The organism is Stenotrophomonas daejeonensis (assembly GCF_001431505.1).
Lineage (GTDB): Bacteria > Pseudomonadota > Gammaproteobacteria > Xanthomonadales > Xanthomonadaceae > Stenotrophomonas > Stenotrophomonas daejeonensis.
Genome location: NZ_LDJP01000002.1, coordinates 1 through 19,345 on the forward strand (window position 1 = coordinate 1; position 19,345 = coordinate 19,345).

Below are 19,345 nucleotides of genomic sequence, written 5' to 3' on the forward strand. Positions count from 1 at the left end.
GCGGAGCGTCGACCAGCGTGACCATGACGTTGCGTTCCTTTTCCGCGGCGGCCTTCGGGGCCACGGCGGGGATCAGGAGCATCATCAGGGCTGCCAGATGGAGTGCGATTACGAAGGCGATGCCGACGATCCGGGGCCAGCTCAGGCCTGTTTCCTTCTCGCCGTCATACCTGTGGTGGAAAACCAGTTGTTCCGTCATGCGCCAAGAACTCGTTAGTGGGGTCGAGGCACCACTGTTCCGGCACCCCCTGATTCAGCGGTGCATGACACCGCAGGAACCTCCAAGCTTATACCAATCCTGAGCGGCTGCGCATCACGTATGCAGCTGTTCAGGCGTTATTCGTGCTTACTTCAGATTGATGATCTTGTTCGCGTCCGCCGGATTCTTCAGCCCCCCCTTGGCCAAGGCGTCGCGGGCAGCCTGCTTGGCTTCGGGGATGCGTCCTTCGGCATGCAGCACGCGTGCCAGGTTCAGGTAGGTCTCGCCGTTGCTGGAAAGCGGGGCCGCCTTCTGCCACGCCTCGATCGCCTGCGGGACCTGGTCGCTGTAGTAATAGGACTGTGCCAGCGCCAGGTAGACGTTGTAGTCCGGCTTGAGGATGCCCTTGCCCAGGCCCTCGTTGATTACCGCGATGACGTCCTTTTCCTTGTTCTCGGTGTTGGCGTAGATCGAGTACAGCTGCTTGTACTCGCGCTCCTCGGTGAGTTGCCCGGCCGCGCGCAGCTGGTCCATCACCGCCGCGGCCTTGTCCATCTGGTCGGCCTGCATGTACATGCTGGCGAGGTTGATCTGGCTCTTCTTGTCCGCCGGGTTCCTGGCGACGAGCGCCTCGGCTTCCTTGACCGCTTCGGCGGTCTGGCCGGCTTCGGCGTAGGAGGCCATCAGCAGCTGGTTCCAGCTGTCCTTGGGTTCGCTCGAAGCGGCGATGGCGGCCTTCAGCACCGGGATCGCCTCGGCGTATTTCTCGGTCTGGTACAGGGCCTGGCCCTTGATCACCAGTTCCTCGGGCTTGTTCGACTTGGACTCGGCGAAGTACTTGTCCAGGTTGGCCAGGCCTTCGTCGTACTGCTCGTCCTGCAACTGCAGCTGGGCCAGCATCAGCAGCGCCTGGTAGTGGCCGTTGTTGTCCAGCTGGTTGAGGGTGATGGCCTGCTGCAGGTACTGCTTGGCGCCGGCGTTGTCGTCGAGGTTGTAAGCGGCCTGCGAGGCGAGCTGGTTGGCCACGGCCTTGTCGTAGTCGTTGGCGGTGGCATTGGCGATGATTTCGTCGGCCAGCGTGCGGGTTTCCTCGAACTCCTGCTTGTTGTAGGCGGAGAACAGCTTCTGCAGCTTGCCGCCCATCTTCGAGGAGGACTTGGCCTTGGGCTCTTCGCGGGTCGCTTCCGGGTACAGCACCTCGGGCTTGTTCGAGCCGCGGTTGCGGCGCTCGCCCGAGCGGTCGGCCGAACGTGATTGGGCGACGGCATCGGCAACCACCACGCCACCGAGCACGGTCGCGACGAGGACGGAGAGCAGGGCTTGCTTGTGGCTGCGCGAAATCATGGGGTCACCTCTTTGAAACCGCCGGGGCGGTGCAGGGAACGGACGGTCTGGAAAAACGGAGCCGCCAAACGTAACAGAAAAATTTTGATGGAGAAATCACTTGTGATGCTGTAGTGCATCACTGTCCGGCAGCTGAACGGCATGCCCGCCGGTCATCCGCAACGCGGTGTCCGCCCGGCTTGCCGCGCCTGCCGGTACACGGGCTGCAGGGCCGGAACGTCGCGCTGCAGCTCGCGGATGCGGTTGGCCGGGTCCGGATGGGTGGAAAGCCATTGCGGCGGGCGCGCACCGGCGGCGGCCATCATGTTCTGCCACAACTCCACCGCCTGCGCCGGGTCGAAACCAGCCTGCGCCATCAGCCGCTGGCCGACCACGTCGGCCTCGCTTTCCTGGGTACGGGAGTTGGGCAGCAGGATCACCCCCTGCGCACCGATGCTGCCGAACTGGTTCACCGCACTGGCCGCGGTATCGCCATAAGCGGCGCCGGCCAATGCCCCGAGGATGCCGAGGCCAACCTGGGTGCCCTGCTGGCGGGTCAGGCGTTCTTCGTGATGGCGCGAGATCACGTGGCCGATTTCATGGCCGAGTACTGCCGCCAGCTGGTCCTGGTTCTTCGCCACGCTGAAGATGCCGGTGTTGACGCCAACCTTGCCGCCGGGCAAGGCGAAGGCGTTGGGCTCGCTTTCGACGAACAGTGCGGTCTCCCAACGTACGCCACGGTACTGTTGTGGCAGTTCAGCCACCAGCGCGTTGACCACGCACTGCACGTAAGCGTTCTGCTTGCCGTCGCGGCTCAGGGTCTGCTTGGCCTTGGTTTCGGCGAAGGCCTGCGCGCCGAGCTGGTCCAGCTGCTGCTGCGACACGCCGCCCACGATCTGGCGGCGGCCGGTGGGCGAGGTGGTGGTCGCGCAGGCCGCCAGCATCAGCACGATGACGACGCCGGACAATGCGGATTTCATTGCCATTCCCCCCTTGTCATGGCTGCAGTGTGCGAAGGGCCGGCTTAAATTTCCGTGATTTCAGCCACCGCGCCGGAACACGTGTTCATTGCAGGCCGAAAAACACCAGTGCCGCCAACGCGATGGCGTTGTTCAGCGCATGCGCGGCCACCGCGGCCCACAAGGTACCGGTCCTGCGGTACAGCCACGCGAAGGCGGCGCCCATGCCGCCATAGACCAGCCACAGCTGCAGGATTTCCGCCGGGCCATTGCCACTGGTGCCGGGGATTTCGTGGATCAATGCGAACGCGGCGCTGCTCAGCACCATGCCCAGCCACGGCCGGCCGGCGGCCCACAGGCGCCCGAACAGCACCCGCCGGAACAGCAGTTCCTCGTAGGCCGGCGCCAGGAACACCGCGAAGGCGACCAGGAACAACGGGTAATGCGCCACTGCCTGTTCCATCAACGGCAGGTTGGTCGGGGCCGGCTCGATGCCGAGCTGCTTGCCGATCCAGGCGATCAGGCTGCTGCCGGCAAACACGCAGGCCGCCACCAGCAGGGTCCAGCCCCAGGTGGAAACCCGCCGCGCGGCCTGCCCGGAGGCGGTCCGCTCGGCCGCCGCGGCGCGGCGGCGCCAGAAATACAGCAGCAGGGCGGCGCCACCGGTGGAAACAAGCGCCATCAGCAGCTGCGCGAGGGCGCCAGGGGTGCCCATCAGCTTGGCCACTTCCTGCGCCGCGGGGGCGCCGGCGCCGCTGCGCGCGGCCTCGATGCCGACCTGGATGCCGCGCCACATGCCCCAGGCCAGGCCGCACAACAGGCTCAGGCCGAACAGGGTCGCCGCGGCGATCAGCAGGTCCAGCCAGAAAGCGGCCAGCGGTGAAGCCGGGCGTGGTGTGGCGGCAGGCGGGAGCGGGGTGGGGATCGGGACCGACGGGGGAGCGGACATCGCAAACCTGTGCAGTGGCGGCGGGCGGACACGAAGAACGGCAGGAGAGCCATCCTCACGGCAAAACCGCCCGAAGGGTGGCGCACAGGGATGTGCACCATGAAAACGGGCGCCGCAGGATGCAGGCGCCCGCCTTGACCGGCCGATTGTGTCAGATATCCAGGTTCATCACCTTCAGCGCGTTGTCCTCGATGAAGTCGCGGCGCGGTTCGACCACGTCGCCCATCAGGGTGCTGAAGATCTGGTCGGCCTCCACCGCGTCCTCGATCCGCACCTGCAGCAGGCGGCGGGTATCGGGGTTCACGGTGGTGTCCCACAGCTGCTCGGGGTTCATTTCGCCCAGGCCCTTGAAGCGCTGGATCTGGCGGCCCTTCTTGGCTTCCTCCATCAACCATGCCTGCGCCTGGGCGAAGCCGGTGACCCCGGCCGAGCGGTTGCCGCGGTTGATGGTGGCGCCCTCGCGGATCAGCCCATGCAGCAGCTGCGAGGCCTGGTGCAGCGGGCGCAGTTCGCCGGATTCGAACGCGGCCAGCGGCAGCACCTGGATGTGCTCCTCGCCCATGTGGCGGCGGGTGACCAGCACCGCGGCCGGGCGCTGTTCGTTCGGTTCCTGCAGGGTCAGGGTGAAGCGCGGGGTGCCGAGGCTGCCCTGGTTCAGGCGGCTGGCCAGCGCGTCCAGACCTTCCCCGGCGGCGGCACTGCGCAGGTGCTCCAGGTCCATCGGGGTGAAATCGACCAGCGCTTCGAGCAGGCTGCGGTCGTAGCGGTGGGCATTGCGGTCGATGGCGTCCTGCGCGGCGGCGTAGGTCATCAGCAGCTTTTCCAGCGCCACGCCCTCGATCGGCGGTTCGCCCGCGGCCGGCACCAGCGCGGCGTTTTCCACCGCGCTGTTGGCCAGGTAGGCGTCCAGCGCCGGGTCGTCCTTCAGGTACAGCTCGGTCTTGCCCTGCTTGATCTTGTACAGCGGCGGCAGGCCGATGAAGACGTGGCCGCGCTCGATCAGCTCCGGCATCTGCCGGTAGAAGAAGGTCAGCAGCAGGGTGCGGATGTGCGCGCCGTCGACGTCGGCGTCGGTCATGATGATGATCTTGTGGTAGCGCAGCTTGTCCGGGTTGTACTCGTCGCGGCCGATGCCGGTACCCAGCGCGGTGATCAGCGTGCCGACCTGGTCGGAGGCCAGCATGCGGTCGAAGCGCGCGCGCTCGACGTTGAGGATCTTGCCGCGCAGCGGCAGCACCGCTTGGTTCTTGCGGTTGCGGCCCTGCTTGGCCGAGCCGCCGGCCGAGTCGCCCTCGACGATGAACAGTTCGGACAGCGCCGGGTCCTTCTCCTGGCAGTCGGCCAGCTTGCCGGGCAGGCCGGCGATGTCCAGCGCGCCCTTGCGGCGGGTGAGGTCGCGGGCCTTGCGCGCGGCCTCGCGGGCGCGGGCGGCGTCGACGATCTTGCCGGCGATGGCCTTGGCTTCGTTCGGGTTTTCCTGCAGGAATTCCTCCAGGCGGGCGCCGAAAGCGCTTTCCACGGCCGGGCGCACGTCCGAGCTGACCAGCTTTTCCTTGGTCTGGCTGGAGAAGCTCGGGTCCGGCACCTTCACCGACAGCACCGCGATCATGCCTTCGCGCATGTCGTCGCCGGTCAGGTTGATCTTGGCCTGCTTGGCGATGCCGTTCTGCTCGATGTAGTTGTTGAGCACGCGGGTCAACGCGCCGCGGAAGCCGGCCAGGTGGGTACCGCCGTCCTTCTGCGGGATGTTGTTGGTGAAGCAGTACATCGTTTCCTGGTAGGAGTCGGTCCACTGCAGCGCCACTTCCACGGTGATGCCGTTGGACTCGCCGGTCACCGAGATCACGTTCGGGTGCAGCGGCGTCTTCACCTGGGCCAGATGCTCGACGAAGCTCTTGATGCCGCCTTCGTAGTGGAAATCGTCGCGGCGGCCTTCGCCGCGCTCGTCGGCGAGGATGATCTTGACGCCCGAGTTCAGGAACGAAAGCTCGCGCAGGCGCCGTGCCAGGATCTCGTAGTGGAATTCGACGTTGTCGTTGAATGCCTTCACCGACGGCCAGAAGCGCACGGTGGTACCGCGCTTGGTGGTGCTTTCCAGCTGCTGCAGCGGGCCGAGCGCGGCGCCGTTGCTGAATTCCTGCTGGTAGTGGAACCCGCCCTGGTAGATATCCAGCAGCAGCTTCTGCGACAGGGCGTTGACCACGCTGACGCCGACGCCGTGCAGGCCGCCGGAGACCTTGTAGCTGTTGTCGTCGAACTTGCCGCCGGCATGCAGCACGGTCATCACCACCTCGGCGGCGGACACCTCGCGGCCGAGCTTGGCGCTCATCTGCGCGTGTTTGCCCACCGGGATGCCGCGGCCGTTGTCGGACACCGAAACCGAGCCATCGGCATGGATGCGGACTTCCACGTTGTCGGCATGGCCGGCCAGGGCTTCGTCGATGGAGTTGTCGACCACCTCGAACACCATGTGGTGCAGGCCGGTGCCATCGTGGACATCGCCGATGTACATGCCGGGACGCTTGCGGACCGCCTCCAGGCCTTCCAGTGCGGTGATGCTGTTGGCGTCGTAATTGCCGTTGCTGACCGGGGTGTTCTGTTCTTCGCTCATCGCGCTTGCCGTTGCTCCACGGGTCACGTCCCGGTTTTCAGGCCGGGGCGTGGGAAAGAGGGGATTGCGCCAAAATTATACCAGCCGGGCCGTTTGCCGCCGTCCGGGCTCATTCGGCGGGCTGGATGGCGCCATGTTCCACGTGGAACACACTCGCCGCTCGCAGTTCTTCTTCCAGCGCGGTGGGTAGTTCGGTAGCGGTGATGAAGACCTGCGCCGGCGTGGTCGCCAGACGCCGGATCACCCGCTGCTGGTGCTGGCGGTCCAGCTCCGCGCCAAGATCGTCCAGCGCGATCACCGGCCATTCGCCGCGTTGGTTGGCATAGTCATCCGCCTGCGCCAGCAGGCAGGCCAGCGCGGTCAGCTTGGCCTGGCCGCGGGACAGGGCCTCGCGGCCGGGGATTTCGGCGTAATCGACGTTCCAGTCGGCTCGGTGCGGACCCACCGAGGTATGGCCGATGGCACGGTCGCGGTCGCGGGACAGCAGCAGCGCATCGGCCAGCGACATTTCGTGCCGGCGCCAGCCCGGTTGCAGTTCCAGCCCCTGCAATTGCAGGCCCGGCGCCAGATCCGCGGCGATGGCGATGGCGCGTTCCTGCAGGCGTTCCAGGTAATGCTGGCGGCGCGAAGTCAGCGGCACGCCGGCTTCTGCCAGTTCGTGATCCCACGCATCGAGCTGCCGCGGCGCGGCACCGGCCTTGAGCAGGGCATTGCGCTGCTTCAGGGCGCGGGTATAGCGGCGCCACAGGGGAAGGAAATCAGGTTCCACGTGGAACAAGCCCCAATCGACGAAGCGACGGCGGGGCTCGCTGCCACCACTGACCAGCGCATGGCTGCCCGGCTCGAAGGTCACCACCGCCAAGGCCGCGCACAGGCTGCCCAGTTGGCCGACGTCCTCGCCATCCAGCCGTCCTTTCCAGGCTTGGCCGGCATGGCGCAGGCCGGCACGGCGGACCCGCTCCGGCGAACCGGGGGCGCCCCGTTCCTGCCATTCGACGAAAACATCCAGTGCTTCAGCCCCTTTCTGCACCAGTCCATCGCGGACCCGGCCACGGAAGCTGCGGCCATAGGCCATCAGGTGCAGGGCTTCGAGCAGGCTGGTCTTGCCCGCACCGTTGGCGCCTGTAATCAGGTTGATCCCCGGGCGTGGCGCCAGTTCCACCGCGTCGAAACGGCGGACTCGATTCAGGGCGATACGGACGATATGCATTGACGCTCGAAGCAGGACGCACCGCCGTGGCGGGCAGGCGGGCAGCTTAAAGCATTCCCTCGCATGGCCGGCGACAGTCCTGTCGGGGTATGCCGATGCTCCCCTGCAGGACGCCGGGCAGGACGGGAACAAGCGGTGGCAACGTTCTGGACGAACTGTGGATAAAGTTCGGCGTTTCCGGGCACCGGGGACTTGTCCATGCTTATCCACACGCATATACCCGGTTTTTCAACGGGGTTTCGAGGCAACAAAAGCCAATGAAAACAGATACATGGCTTGGTTTTCCCTGAAATCTGCGCCTACCAGCATCATCAGGCTTTTGATTTATTCCCAGATTTGAAGCATTGCCGGGCATCCCGGATATTGACCGGGCAATCCAATCGCCATTTCGCATTTCGTGTGCCCTGCCCACGAAAAAGCCCGGCAATGCCGGGCTTCTCCATGTTCCACGTGGAACCGAGTCAGAGCCGCAGCGGCATCACCACATGACGCGACTTCTCGCTGCTGGCTTCACGCACCAGCGCCGACGAATTGGAATCGCGCAGCTGGATGACCACATGCTCGTCGCGTAGCGCCGACAGGGCATCGAGCAGGTAGTTCACGTTGAAGCCGATGGCCAGGTCGCTGACCTCGGTTTCGGCCTCGATCTCTTCCTGCGCTTCTTCCTGCTCCGGGTTGTGGGCGCTGATCTTCAACTGGCCCGGGCTCACTTCCACACGCACGCCGCGGTACTTCTCGTTGGACAGGATCGCCGCACGCTGCAGCGAGGCACGCAGGCTCTCGCGGTCGACCTTCACCTCGCGGTCGGCCCCGATCGGGATCACCGCTTCGTAATCCGGGAAGCGGCCATCGATCAGCTTGGAGGTGAAGGTGACATCGTCGCGTTTCACCCGCACGTGACTGCGGCCCACTTCCAGTTCCACCGCGCGGTCGCCGCCTTCCAGCAGGCGCTGCAGCTCGGTCACGCCCTTGCGCGGCACGATGATCTGGCGCTTGGAACCGGTGCTGTTCTCCAGCTCGGTTTCGCACAGCGCCAGGCGGTGGCCGTCGGTGGCCACGCAGCGCAGCAGCTGGTCGCGCAGGTCGAACAACAAGCCATTGAGGTAATAGCGCACGTCCTGCTGCGCCATCGCGAAGGCGGTGCGCTCGATCAGTTCCTTCAACGCCGATTCTGGTACCACCACGCGTTCGGTGGCCTCGACTTCATCGACCGACGGGAAGTCGTTGGCTGGCAGCGTCGCCAAGGTGAAGCGGCTGCGCCCGGCCTGTACGGTGATCTTCTCGCCGGTCTGCGACACGGTGATGCGGCTGCCATCGGGCAGGGCACGGATGATCTCGAACAGCTTGCGTGCCGGGATCGTGGTTTCGCCGTCCTGCGCATCCTCCACGGCGATGCGGGAGACCATTTCCACTTCCAGGTCGGTGCCGGTCAGCGACAGCTGGCCGCCTTGGACCTGGACCAGGAAATTGGCCAGAACCGGCAGGGTCTGGCGGCGTTCGACCACGTTGACGACCTGTGCCAACGGCTTGAGGAAGGCTTCGCGCTGCAATGTGAAACGCATGTGGTTTCGTGCCCCTATGCTTTGAAGATATGGGATAAATCAAAAGCCTGGTGGTGCTGGTAGAGCCAGATTTGGTTCAAAACACACCTAAGTATATGTTTTAAAAGGGTTTAATTGCCTCGAAACCCTCTGCATTACTGGTACCGGAGCGGTGGGAAAAGCTGTGGATGGTTTTCGCCCCGCTGCAAGGCGCAATTTTATCCACAGATTCTCAAGCGTCTGCCCCCGAATCATGCACCGTTTTGTGCGATGACGCCTGCGCGGTGCCGATGCATCATTCCCGGGCCTTCCCACCTGTCCCTTCCGCTTTCCCGATGACTCACTCGCTCAACTTGCGGATCAGCTTGTCCCAGTCCTCGCGGAGCTTGCCGTCGGTTTCCATCAAGGTGCGGATCTGGCGGCAGGCGTGCAGGACGGTGGTGTGGTCGCGGCCGGCGAAGGCGTCGCCGATCTCCGGCAGGCTGTGCTCGGTCAGCTCCTTGGTCAGCGCCATCGCCACCTGCCGCGGCCGGGCCAGCGAACGGGTGCGGCGCTTGGACAGCAGGTCCTTGATCTGCAGGCCGTAGTAGTCGGCCACGGTCTTCTGGATATTGGGGATGCTGATCGCCTGCTGCTGCGCGCGCAGCAGGTCGCGCAGGGTTTCCTGGGCGAACTCGGTGGTGATGGCGCGGCCGGTGAAGTTGGCGCGCGCGGCCAGCGTGTTGAGCGCGCCTTCCAGATCGCGCACGTTGCTGCGCATCTTCTTGGCGATCAGGTAGGCGACGTCGTCGGGAATCTCGGCGCCGCGTTCGCGGGCCTTGGCCAGCACGATGGCGGCGCGGGTCTCGAAGTCCGGTGGCTCGATTGCCACCGACAGGCCCCAGGCCAGCCGCGACTTCAGCCGTGCTTCCAGTCCCTCGACCTCGCGCGGATAGCGGTCGCAGGTCAGGATGATCTGCTGCTTGCCGTCGAACAGCGCGTTGAAGGTGTGGAAGAACTCCTCCTGGGTGCGGTCCTTGCCGGCGAAGAACTGGATGTCGTCGATCAGCAGCGCGTCCACCTGCTGGAACTGGCGCTTGAACTGGTCCATCGCCTTTTCCTGCAGGGCGCGGATCATCGCGCTGAAGAACTGCTCCGAGCGCAGGTACAGCACGCGCGCGGCCGGGTTGGCCTGGCGCATCGCGTTGCCCGCGGCCAGCATCAGGTGGGTCTTGCCCAGCCCGGTGCCGCCGTACAGCAGCAGCGGGTTGTGGGCGCGGTCGCCGGGCTTGGCCGCGGCTTGGAACGCGGCGGCCAGGCCGAGCTGGTTGCTGCGGCCCTCGACGAAGTTGGCGAAGGTGTAGTGCGAATCCAGGTTGCCGTTGAACGGCACCACCGGTGCCGTTGGCGCGGCCGGGCCGGCAACCGCGGCCGGCGTCGGTTCGGCCACGCGCGGGCGCGAACCGATCTCCAGCTGCACCTCGGCGACGCCGGCGAAATGGCTCAGCAGCTCGCGGATGCGCGGCAGGTAGCGCTCGCGCACCTGCTCGACGATGAAGGCGTTGGGCGCATACAGCACCATGCTGTCGACGCGGTGGTCGGCCTGCAGTGGCTTCAACCAGGTGTGGACGTCTTCCGGCGGGAATTCCGCTTCGAGGCGTTCGATGCAACGGGGCCAGGCATCCATCAGAATAGTCATCGAAGGCTTGTCGGCAGGGCGCACGAGGCTGCCCAGCCGCGAGCCGGGAAAGGGAAATCGGGATGCGGCAGACTACCATTGCCGGACGGGGGCGGGAATGCTTGTCCCGGCTTTGTTCACAGATCCATCCACAACGCCGCAGGGCGCGCGGTTCGGATGGGGGTGTCGCGGGCTTGACCCATCCTCCGCCGGCCCTATAGAATCGCCGGTTCTTTCCGCCCCATGGATACAGGTGCCCCGATGGCCACCAAGCGCACGTTCCAACCCAGCAACCTCAAGCGCAAGCGCGACCACGGTTTCCGCGCGCGCATGAAAACCGCCGACGGCCGCAAGATCCTGTCGCGTCGCCGCGCCAAGGGCCGCAAAGTCCTCAGCGCCTGATTGCGATGCCGCACCTGGCGGCAGCCGCAATAGTGATCGTGAACACCGACAACCCGCGCAAGCGATTTCCTCGCTCTGCGCGGGTTCGTACGCGTGCCGAATACAGTTCGGTCTTCAACGGCGCCCGCCGTGTGTCCGACCCCTTGATGACCTTGCACTGGCTGAAAGCGGATACTCCCGCCCGGCTGGGCTTGGCCGTGTCCAGGAAGGTCGACGTGCGGGCGGTGGGGCGCAACCGCATCAAGCGCGTGCTGCGTGACGCCATGCGCCATCTCCGGCCCGAATTGGCCGGCGGCGACTACGTCGTGGTCGCCCGTACGGCGGCCAAAACCGCCGGCAATCCCCAGATCCGTGAGGCGTTCATCCGCCTGCTGCGCCGTGCCGGCGCATTGCCGGCGACGGGTGCGGACGGCACAATGCCGCCGCGCAAGCGCGCCGAACCCTCTTCCCTGAACGCGTCGGGCAACCCGCCCGGTCCAGCCGAGCCTGCCTGCTGATGAACCAGACCCGTGTATTCCTGATTTTCGCCTGGCTGATGGTGGTCGTGCTGCTGGGGATGGAGTGGAGCCGCGAGAAGAACGCGCCCGACCCGGCCAGCGTCGTCGCTGCCCAGCCGGCGGTGCCGGCGTCCGACGATGCCGACCTGGCGCCGCCAGCGGCCGGCAACGTGCCACAGGCCACGGTGCCGGGCCAGGCCGAGGCCGCCGCGCCGGCACCGGCACCGGCGATGGAAGCCGCCTCCGGCGCGCCGCGCGTCAGCGTCGCCACCGACGTGCTGAAGCTGGTGCTCGACGGCCGCAGCGTGCTCGACGCCGAGCTGCTGCAGTTCCCGCAGACCAAGGCCGCCGGCAGCCCGCCGGTGCGGCTGCTCACCGAGGACAAGGCCCACCCCTACAGCGCGACCAGCGGCTGGGTCGGGCAGGGTGGTTCGGCCGCGCCGGGCGCCAACGGCTTCCAGCCGGCGCAGGCCCAGCGCGACTACGTCCTGGCCGAGGGCCAGGACGAGCTGAAGGTGCCGTTCGTCTGGAACGGACCGGACGGCGTCAGCATCCAGCGCACCTATACCTTCAAGCGCGGCGACTACGCCATCGGCGTGCGCGACGAAGTGGTCAACGCCGGCGGCGCGCCGTGGCAGGGCTACGTGTTCCGCAAGCTCGACCGCGTGCCGACCATCCTCACCCGCGGCATGACCAACCCGGATTCCTTCAGCTTCAACGGCGCCACCTGGTTCAGCCCGGCCGACGGCTACCAGCGCCGCGCGTTCAAGGACTACCTGGAGGACGGCAACCTCAACCAGACCGTCAGCGGCGGCTGGGTGGCGATGCTGCAGCACCACTTCTTCACCGCCTGGATCCCGCAGGCCGACCAGGCCTCGCTGTACCTGCTCTCGCAGAACGGCCCGCGCAACGTGATCGAAACGCGCGGCCCCGGCTTCACCGTCGCCCCGGGCCAGAAGGTCAGCACCCAGGCACGGCTGTGGGTCGGCCCCAAGCTGGTCAACCAGATCGCCCGGGAAGACGTGAAGGGCCTGGACCGCGTGGTGGACTACAGCCGCTTCTCGCTGATGGCGATCATCGGCCAGGGCCTGTTCTGGGTGATGAACCACGTGCACAAGCTGGTCGGCAACTGGGGCTGGGCGATCATCGGCCTGGTGCTGCTGCTGAAGCTGGCGCTGTTCCCGCTGGCCAACGCGCAGTACAAGTCGCAGGCCAAGATGCGCAAGTTCCAGCCGCGCATCGCCCAGCTGAAGGAACGCTACGGCGACGACAAGCAGAAGTTCCAGACCGCGATGATGGAGCTGTACAAGAAGGAGAAGATCAATCCGCTGGGCGGCTGCCTGCCGTTGCTGATCCAGATGCCGATCTTCTTCGCCCTGTACTGGGTGCTGGTGGAGTCGGTGGAGCTGCGTCAGGCGCCGTGGCTGGGCTGGATCCAGGACCTGACCGCGCGCGACCCGTACTTCATCCTGCCGGTGATCAACGTCGCCATCATGTGGTTCACGCAGAAGCTGACGCCGGCGCCGGGCATGGACCCGATGCAGCAGAAGATGATGCAGTTCATGCCGTTGGTGTTCGGCGTGATGATGGCCTTCATGCCGTCCGGCCTGGTGCTGTACTGGGTGGTCAACGGCGGCCTGAGCCTGGCCCAGCAGTGGTGGATGACCAAGAAGCACGGCATGCATCCGTCGCCGGCCAAGGCCGAAACCCCCTGATCCGCGAAAGCCCGCCGCAAGGCGGGCTTTCTGCATCGGTCGTAGGTCGGGGCTACGTCCCCGACGCTCTCCGCATCCAAGCACAAAGCACGTCGGGGGCGTAGCCCCGACCTACGGAAGTGCGCGGCGGGTGGCACGATGGAGATTGCCAGCGGGCCGGGTAAAGCCTGTCACAGTATTTAGAATCGTCCGATCCCGCCGCCTTCACGCTCAAGCCCTCTCCATGTCCCGTCCTTCCGATTTGCGCCACTTCCTGCTGTCGCTGTTCCTGTTGCCGCCCTTGGTGCTGACCGGTTGCGGCGACAAGACCGGCACGGCGGAACCGGTGGCCGCCACGACCGCCGCCGCCCTCGCGGAAACCCGGGGCAATACCGCCGATGCCGCCCCAATCCTGGGTGCCCTGCAGGAACAACTCGACGACTACCGCCGCATCATCGTGCTGCTGGCCGACGAGGACGCGCAATCCGCGCGCGACCGCGCCACCTCCAGCCGCATCGGCCAGCAGCTGTTCCATGACGGGCTGGAACGGCGCCAGGCCATCGCCGGCCAGTTCGACGCGTTGCTGCGCGATACCAGCCCGCAGCGCTTCGCCGCCCTTGGCGCGGTGCTGGACTACATCGAATCGGCGCCGGAACTGTTTGACGCCGACCGCCTCGCCTTCCGCGAGGTGCTGCGCGACCTGCACGAACGCATCGGCGCCGATTCCTCGTTGCCGGCGGTGAAGCTGCACCAGCGCATCGGTGAAGACCTCGACGCGCTGGACGAGATCGAGCGCAACTACAACCAGGAGATCACCCGCATCTTCAGCCGCTTCGAGCGCACCCGCGCCATCGCGCTGAAACGCGAGAAGTGGGACGACTACGTCGCCCACCTGCGCAAGCACCACGACCGCGAAGCGATCCTGCGCGATTTCGGCGTGATCGAGCCGTACCCGATGTCGATGAAGGACAGCGAGCGCGAGCTCTTCGGCCGCGCGCTGCCGCGCAAGACCGTGGTGCTGACCTTCGACGACGGCCCGCACAAGGCGCACACCGACGAGATCGTCGCCATCCTCAAGCGCTACGACGTGCCCGGCGTGTTCTTCGAGGTCGGCCGCAACCTCGGTGCGGTGGCCGCCGACGGCAAGGTCAAGCTCGGGCCGATGGCCGGCATCAGCCGCCAGCTGATGGCCGACGGCTACGCGGTGGGCAACCACAGCCTTACCCACGCCCAGCTCTCGCGCACCAGCGGCGACGCTCTGCGCCAGCAGGTGCTGGATACCGACGTGCTGCTGCGCCAGGTGGGCGACAAGCGCGCGCCGCTGTTCCGCTTTCCCTATGGCGCGCGCAACGCCGAAGGGCTGCAGCTGCTGAACGAGGCCGGGTTGAAGTCGATCATGTGGAACATCGACTCGATGGACTGGGCCGACCCGGTGCCCGAATCCATCGTCCAGCGCGTGCTGGCGCAGGTGGAGAAGGAACAGCGCGGCATCATCCTGTTCCATGACATCCACGACCGCGCGGTGAAGGCGCTGCCGCAGATCCTGGACCGGCTGATCGCCGACGGCTACCAGTTCGCCGGCTGGAACGGCCGCGACTTCTCCGTCAGCCGCGCGCGACGCGAAGCCGGCAACGCGGCCACCGTCACCACCGGCTACGAGAAGTCGTGGGCCATCGTCATCGGCATCGACGACTACGCGAAGTGGCCGAAGCTCGAATACGCCAGCCGCGACGCGCAGGCCATCGCCGACACCCTGACCGGCCAGTTCGGCTTCCCGTCCTCGCAGGTGATCGTGCTGAAGAACCGCGAGGCCACCCGCAACAACATCCTGGCCGCGTTCCACGACCGGTTGTCCGATGGCCGCACGCAGAAGAACGATCGCGTGTTCGTGTTCTTCGCCGGGCATGGCGCCACCCGCCAGCTGGCCTCCGGGCGCGACCTGGGCTACATCATCCCGGTGGATTCGGACCCCCAGGAATTCGCCACCGACGCCATCGCCATGACCGACGTGCAGAACATCGCCGAGAGCCTGCAGGCCAAGCACGTGCTGTTCGTGATGGACGCCTGCTACAGCGGCCTGGGCCTGACCCGCGGCGGCCCGTCCTCGTCGTCGTTCCTGCGCGAGAACGCGCGCCGCACCGCGCGGCAGATGCTCACCGCCGGCGGCGCCGACCAGCAGGTCGCCGACAGCGGCCCCAACGGCCACTCGGTGTTCACCTGGGTGCTGCTGCAGGCGCTGTCCGGCAAGGGCGACCTCAATGGCGACGGGTTGATCACCGGCACCGAGCTGGCCGCCTACGTCGCCCCGGCGGTGTCGGCGGTATCGCGGCAGACGCCGGCGTTCGGCAGCCTGCCCGGTTCGCAGGGCGGCGAGTTCGTATTCCAGGTGCCCGACAGCCAGGAATTCCTCAACGCCGACACCACCCAGCTGTCGGCCGACGCCATCGCGCTCAACAGCCGCGTCGATGCAGCGCAGGGCGGCAACGAGGCCGCGGTGAAGGTGGCCAACCTGCAGGGCGGCAGCAACACGCTGGTGGTGCCGGCCGCGGTGCCCACCTCCGACCGCCAGCGCGCGCAGCAGGCCAACGACCGCGGCCTGCAGCTGTACCGCGAAAAGCGCTATGACGAAGCGGTGGCGCAGTTCACCGAAGCGCTGAAACTGCGCCCGGATTTCGCCCAGGCTGCCAACAACCTCGGCTTCGTCTATTACCGCCAGCAGCGTTATACCGAAGCGGCGCGCTGGCTGGAGAACACGCTGAAGATCGACCCCTCGCGCGCGGTGGCCTACCTCAACCTCGGCGACGCCTACCTGCACGGCGGCGACAAGGCCAGGGCGAAGCAGGCCTACGCCACCTATCTGGAACTGCAACCGCAAGGCAGCGGCGCCAACCAGGCGCGCGCGCAGTTGCAGAAGCTGTAGGCATGAACGCCATTTCCGACAGTGACACCATCGTGGCCATCGCCAGCGGCGCGGCGGCCGGAGGCGTCGGCATGCTGCGCGTTTCCGGCCCGGCGTCGGCAAACATCGCGCGTGCGCTTGGCTGCCCGGAATTGCGACCACGCCACGCGCATTACGCGCGCTTCCGCGATGCGCAAGGCGAAGTGATCGACGACGGCATCGCCCTGTATTTCCCCGGCCCGCGCAGCTTCACCGGCGAGGACGTGGTGGAACTGCAAGGCCACGGCAGCCCGGTGGTGCTGCGGCAACTGCTGGCGCGTTGCATCGAACTGGGTGCGCGGCAGGCGCGTGCCGGCGAGTTCAGCGAGCGCGCCTTTCTCAACGGCAAGCTCGATCTTGCGCAGGCCGAAGCCATCGCCGACCTGATCGCCGCCGGCGACGTGCGTGCCGCCCGCGCCGCCCGGCGCTCGCTCGACGGCGTGTTCTCGCGCCGGGTGGAGGACGTGGCCGAGCAGCTGGTGCGGCTGCGCATCCACGTCGAGGCGGCCATCGACTTCGCCGACGAACCGCTGGACACGCTGGGTGGCGCGCAGGTGCGTGCCGGTGTCGAGCAGGCTCGGACGTCGCTCGAACAATTGCGCCTCGACGCCGAACGCGGCCGCAAGCTGCGCGACGGCCTGCACGCCGTACTGATCGGCCCACCCAATGCCGGCAAGAGTTCGCTGCTCAACGCACTGGCCGGCAGCGAGCGTGCCATCGTCACCGACATCGCCGGCACCACCCGCGACACCCTGCGCGAAACCATCCGCATCGACGGCCTTGAACTGGAACTGGTCGATACCGCCGGCCTGCGCGAAGGCGGCGACGCCATCGAGCGCGAAGGCATGCGCCGCGCCCGCGAGGAAATGCAGCGGGCCGATCTGGCCATCGTCGTGCTCGACGCACGTGACCCGGAAGCCGGAAAGCAGGCCATCGGCGATACCGCCACGCAAGCGGCGCGGCAACTATGGGTACTCAACAAATGCGACCTGCTGCCGCAGTGGCCGCAATCACTGGGCGAAGACACCCTCGCCATTTCCGCCGCCAGCGGGCAGGGCTTGGAACACCTGCACACCCGCCTGCGCGAGATCGCCGGCCACGGGGCCGGCGAAGGCCAGCAAGGCGAATTCTCCGCGCGCCTACGCCATGTGCAGGCCATCATCCGCGCCAGCGAACATCTTGAAACTGCCGCCGCGCAACTGCATCACGACCAACTGGAACTGGCCGCCGAGGAACTGCGCCTCGCCCACGACGCCCTCGGCGAAATCACCGGCCGCATGACCGCCGACGACCTGCTGGGCCGCATTTTTTCCAGCTTCTGCATCGGCAAATAACTTCCCGCCGGCATTGAACCATTCATCCACCGCCGGTTAGTCTTTGCCCGCCGCCGCAATGGCGGTCTTGTTCCATGAAGGAGTCCGGTCCAATGCGCCATTGATGCCCGCCGCAGCTGCTGCGGCCCTGCGAAGTCCCGCTGCCCGATGGCAGCCGGGTGATCCGGGCATGAATGGAATGCAATGACCACGACGCCGTTTCTGACGCTCGAAAGCGTCTGCTGGCAGTTGCCCGATGGCGAACTGCTGTTCTCCGACTTGAACGAAACCTTCGACGCGCGGCCCACCGGTCTGGTCGGGCGCAACGGCGCGGGCAAGAGCGTGCTGGCACGGTTGCTGGCCGGCCACCTGCAACCCACGCACGGGCGCTGCCTGCGTTCGGGGCCGGCGGCATACCTGCCGCAGCAGGTCGATGCCTCGCCCACCGACAGCGTCGCCGACCTCGCAGGCATGGGTGAGGCGTTGGCCGCGTTGCAACGCATCGAGGCGGGCAGCAGCGACGTTGCCGACTTTGAAACGCTGGACGAGCGTTGGCAGCTGCGCGCGCAGTTGCAGGCCGAGCTGGAGCAAATGGAGCTGAGGGGCGTATCAGCCGACACACCAGCCTGCCAGCTCAGCGGCGGCCAGCGCATGCGCGTGGCGCTGGCCGGTGCCTTCCTGTCCGAAGCCGATTTCCTGATCCTCGACGAACCCAGCAACCACCTCGACGCGCAAGGTCGCCGGCTGTTGCGCGAGCAGCTGCGGCGCTGGCCGCGCGGCCTGCTGGTGGTCAGCCATGACCGCGAATTACTTGGTGACATGCAGCGCATCGTCGAATTGTCCCCGCTTGGCCTGCGCAGCCACGGCGGCAACTACGAATTCCACGCCGCCCGCCGTGCGGAGGAAAAGGCGCTGGCGACACGTACCCTGCAACAGAGCCGCCACGAACGCAGGCGGGGCGAACAATTGCTGCGCGAGCAGCGGGAAAGACTCGAACGCCGTAGCGCCCGCGGCAACCGGCAGGCCGCGGACAGCAACCAGGCGCCGATCCTGCTCGGCGGGCAGAAGCAGCGGGCGCAGGCCAGCGCCGGCAAGGCGCACCTGCAGCAGCAGGCGCAGCGCGAACAGTTGGATGAACAGGTGCGGTTGGCGGCCGCGCAGGTCGATGACCCGGCGCCCGTGGTGCTGCTGCCGGCCGCGTTCACCGCGGCCGCGCCCGAGCGCATCGCGCGACTGGACAAGGTGGCGTTGCCGTTCGTCGAAGGGCCGTTGGCCGCGATCGACCTGCTGCTGCGCCGGGGCGAGCGGCTGGCGCTGACCGGCCGCAACGGCAGCGGCAAGTCGGTGCTGCTCAAGGTGCTGGCCGGCCGCCTGCAGCCGCTGCATGGCACGGTGGAAACGAGCGCGCCGCATGCGTGGCTGGACCAGCATCTGGCATTGCCCGTGCCACGGGCGACGGCGATGGCGCAACTGCTCCATGCCAACCCGTCGATGGCCGAGGCGGAGTTGCGCACCCGGCTGGCCTTGCTGGGCCTGGATGCGGAGCGCGTGCGGCAGCCGGTGGAAACCCTCAGCGGCGGCGAGCGCATGAAGCTGGCACTGGCCTGCGCCCTGTACGCGCAGCCGTCGGCACAACTGCTACTGCTGGACGAGCCGGCCAACCACCTCGACCTGGAGGCGATGCAGGCATTGGAGGCGATGCTGCGCGACTGGCCGGGCACGTTGCTGGTGGCCGCCCACGACGAGGCGTTCCTGCATGGCATCGGCATCACCGGCAGGCTGCATGCCGCGGCCAATGGATGGCGCAGGCTGCCATCCTGACCTCCACGCCGGCCGAAAGCGTCCGTAGGAGTCAACTGTCATTTCATGCAGAGCTTCCTTTTGGGTACCAAGGCAGGTTGTCGCGCTGCATGGCGTTGAGCATGGTGAGGTACTTGCGCATGCAGGCGGTGACGGCGAGTTTTTTGGGTTTGCCAGCCTCCACCAGCCATCGGTAGGTTTCGGCCAGCGGTGAGCGCGCCCGGATGGCGGCCCAGCGGGCGCGTTACTGAA

The 19,345-nt window shown here is 66.8% G+C and carries 13 protein-coding genes and 1 pseudogene; 6 read left to right on the forward strand and 8 right to left on the reverse strand.

What is annotated here, in order from left to right; translation table 11 throughout:
* From ABB34_RS00130 to dnaA, 8 genes and pseudogenes are all read right to left on the reverse strand, one after another.
* Window positions 1-199 (reverse strand): annotated as a pseudogene (locus tag ABB34_RS00130) (energy transducer TonB); the annotation flags it as partial.
* A gap of 147 nt (window positions 200-346) precedes the next feature.
* A complete protein-coding gene (locus tag ABB34_RS00135) occupies window positions 347-1,543 on the reverse strand; it encodes a tetratricopeptide repeat protein (protein WP_057639214.1) in 1,197 nt (398 codons plus the stop codon).
* Between the two features lie 152 nt (window positions 1,544-1,695).
* The gene (locus ABB34_RS00140) at window positions 1,696-2,502 is read right to left on the reverse strand and encodes a M48 family metallopeptidase (RefSeq protein ID WP_057639215.1); all 807 of its coding nucleotides are present in this window, start codon (window positions 2,500-2,502) and stop codon (window positions 1,696-1,698) included.
* Between the two features lie 85 nt (window positions 2,503-2,587).
* Window positions 2,588-3,430: a CPBP family intramembrane glutamic endopeptidase gene (locus ABB34_RS00145; RefSeq protein WP_057639216.1), complete on the reverse strand. Its 843-nt coding sequence runs from the start codon at window positions 3,428-3,430 to the stop codon at window positions 2,588-2,590.
* Between the two features lie 151 nt (window positions 3,431-3,581).
* Entirely contained in the window at window positions 3,582-6,041 is a 2,460-nt protein-coding gene (gyrB, locus tag ABB34_RS00150; RefSeq protein ID WP_057639217.1) for a DNA topoisomerase (ATP-hydrolyzing) subunit B, read from the reverse strand.
* 109 nt (window positions 6,042-6,150) lie between these two features.
* Window positions 6,151-7,251, reverse strand: coding sequence for a DNA replication/repair protein RecF (gene recF / locus ABB34_RS00155; RefSeq protein ID WP_057639218.1), 1,101 nt, complete (start codon window positions 7,249-7,251; stop codon window positions 6,151-6,153).
* Between the two features lie 461 nt (window positions 7,252-7,712).
* Entirely contained in the window at window positions 7,713-8,813 is a 1,101-nt protein-coding gene (gene dnaN, locus ABB34_RS00160) for a DNA polymerase III subunit beta (RefSeq protein ID WP_057639219.1), read from the reverse strand.
* Between the two features lie 319 nt (window positions 8,814-9,132).
* Window positions 9,133-10,458 carry a chromosomal replication initiator protein DnaA gene (gene dnaA / locus ABB34_RS00165; RefSeq protein WP_057639220.1) on the reverse strand — a complete coding sequence of 442 codons (1,326 nt, stop codon included), beginning with the start codon at window positions 10,456-10,458 and terminating at the stop codon, window positions 9,133-9,135.
* Window positions 10,459-10,710: 252 nt separating this feature from the next.
* Between dnaA and rpmH the strand changes: the two genes are divergently transcribed.
* The 6 genes from rpmH (at window position 10,711) to ABB34_RS00195 (ending at window position 19,114) form a co-directional block, all read left to right on the forward strand.
* Window positions 10,711-10,851, forward strand: a complete 141-nt coding sequence (rpmH, locus tag ABB34_RS00170; protein WP_006404565.1) for a 50S ribosomal protein L34 — start codon at window positions 10,711-10,713, stop codon at window positions 10,849-10,851.
* 38 nt (window positions 10,852-10,889) lie between these two features.
* Complete coding sequence (gene rnpA, locus ABB34_RS00175) at window positions 10,890-11,348, forward strand: ribonuclease P protein component (RefSeq protein ID WP_057639226.1); 459 nt, start codon at window positions 10,890-10,892, stop codon at window positions 11,346-11,348.
* A complete protein-coding gene (gene yidC / locus ABB34_RS00180) occupies window positions 11,348-13,063 on the forward strand; it encodes a membrane protein insertase YidC (protein WP_057639221.1) in 1,716 nt (571 codons plus the stop codon). Before rnpA ends, yidC begins: the two co-directional genes overlap by 1 nt.
* 223 nt (window positions 13,064-13,286) lie before the next feature.
* On the forward strand, window positions 13,287-15,962 hold the full coding sequence (locus ABB34_RS00185; RefSeq protein WP_057639222.1) for a polysaccharide deacetylase family protein: 2,676 nt from the start codon (window positions 13,287-13,289) through the stop codon (window positions 15,960-15,962).
* A 2-nt stretch (window positions 15,963-15,964) separates the two neighbouring features.
* Complete coding sequence (gene mnmE / locus ABB34_RS00190) at window positions 15,965-17,314, forward strand: tRNA uridine-5-carboxymethylaminomethyl(34) synthesis GTPase MnmE (RefSeq protein WP_057639223.1); 1,350 nt, start codon at window positions 15,965-15,967, stop codon at window positions 17,312-17,314.
* A gap of 183 nt (window positions 17,315-17,497) precedes the next feature.
* Window positions 17,498-19,114 carry an ABC-F family ATP-binding cassette domain-containing protein gene (locus ABB34_RS00195; RefSeq protein WP_057639224.1) on the forward strand — a complete coding sequence of 539 codons (1,617 nt, stop codon included), beginning with the start codon at window positions 17,498-17,500 and terminating at the stop codon, window positions 19,112-19,114.
* Window positions 19,115-19,345 lie beyond the last annotated feature (231 nt).

What these genes read in the sequence shown, in the direction of transcription:
- mnmE (WP_057639223.1), top strand. Translation starts at nt 15,965, where the DNA reads ATGAACGCCATTTCCGACAGTGACACCATCGTGGCCATCGCCAGCGGC.
- ABB34_RS00135 (WP_057639214.1), bottom strand. Translation starts at nt 1,543, where the DNA reads ATGATTTCGCGCAGCCACAAGCAAGCCCTGCTCTCCGTCCTCGTCGCG.
- ABB34_RS00145 (WP_057639216.1), bottom strand. Translation starts at nt 3,430, where the DNA reads ATGTCCGCTCCCCCGTCGGTCCCGATCCCCACCCCGCTCCCGCCTGCC.
- yidC (WP_057639221.1), top strand. Translation starts at nt 11,348, where the DNA reads ATGAACCAGACCCGTGTATTCCTGATTTTCGCCTGGCTGATGGTGGTC.
- ABB34_RS00185 (WP_057639222.1), top strand. Translation starts at nt 13,287, where the DNA reads ATGTCCCGTCCTTCCGATTTGCGCCACTTCCTGCTGTCGCTGTTCCTG.
- rpmH (WP_006404565.1), top strand. Translation starts at nt 10,711, where the DNA reads ATGGCCACCAAGCGCACGTTCCAACCCAGCAACCTCAAGCGCAAGCGC.
- recF (WP_057639218.1), bottom strand. Translation starts at nt 7,251, where the DNA reads ATGCATATCGTCCGTATCGCCCTGAATCGAGTCCGCCGTTTCGACGCG.
- dnaA (WP_057639220.1), bottom strand. Translation starts at nt 10,458, where the DNA reads ATGGATGCCTGGCCCCGTTGCATCGAACGCCTCGAAGCGGAATTCCCG.
- ABB34_RS00195 (WP_057639224.1), top strand. Translation starts at nt 17,498, where the DNA reads ATGACCACGACGCCGTTTCTGACGCTCGAAAGCGTCTGCTGGCAGTTG.
- gyrB (WP_057639217.1), bottom strand. Translation starts at nt 6,041, where the DNA reads ATGAGCGAAGAACAGAACACCCCGGTCAGCAACGGCAATTACGACGCC.
- dnaN (WP_057639219.1), bottom strand. Translation starts at nt 8,813, where the DNA reads ATGCGTTTCACATTGCAGCGCGAAGCCTTCCTCAAGCCGTTGGCACAG.
- ABB34_RS00140 (WP_057639215.1), bottom strand. Translation starts at nt 2,502, where the DNA reads ATGAAATCCGCATTGTCCGGCGTCGTCATCGTGCTGATGCTGGCGGCC.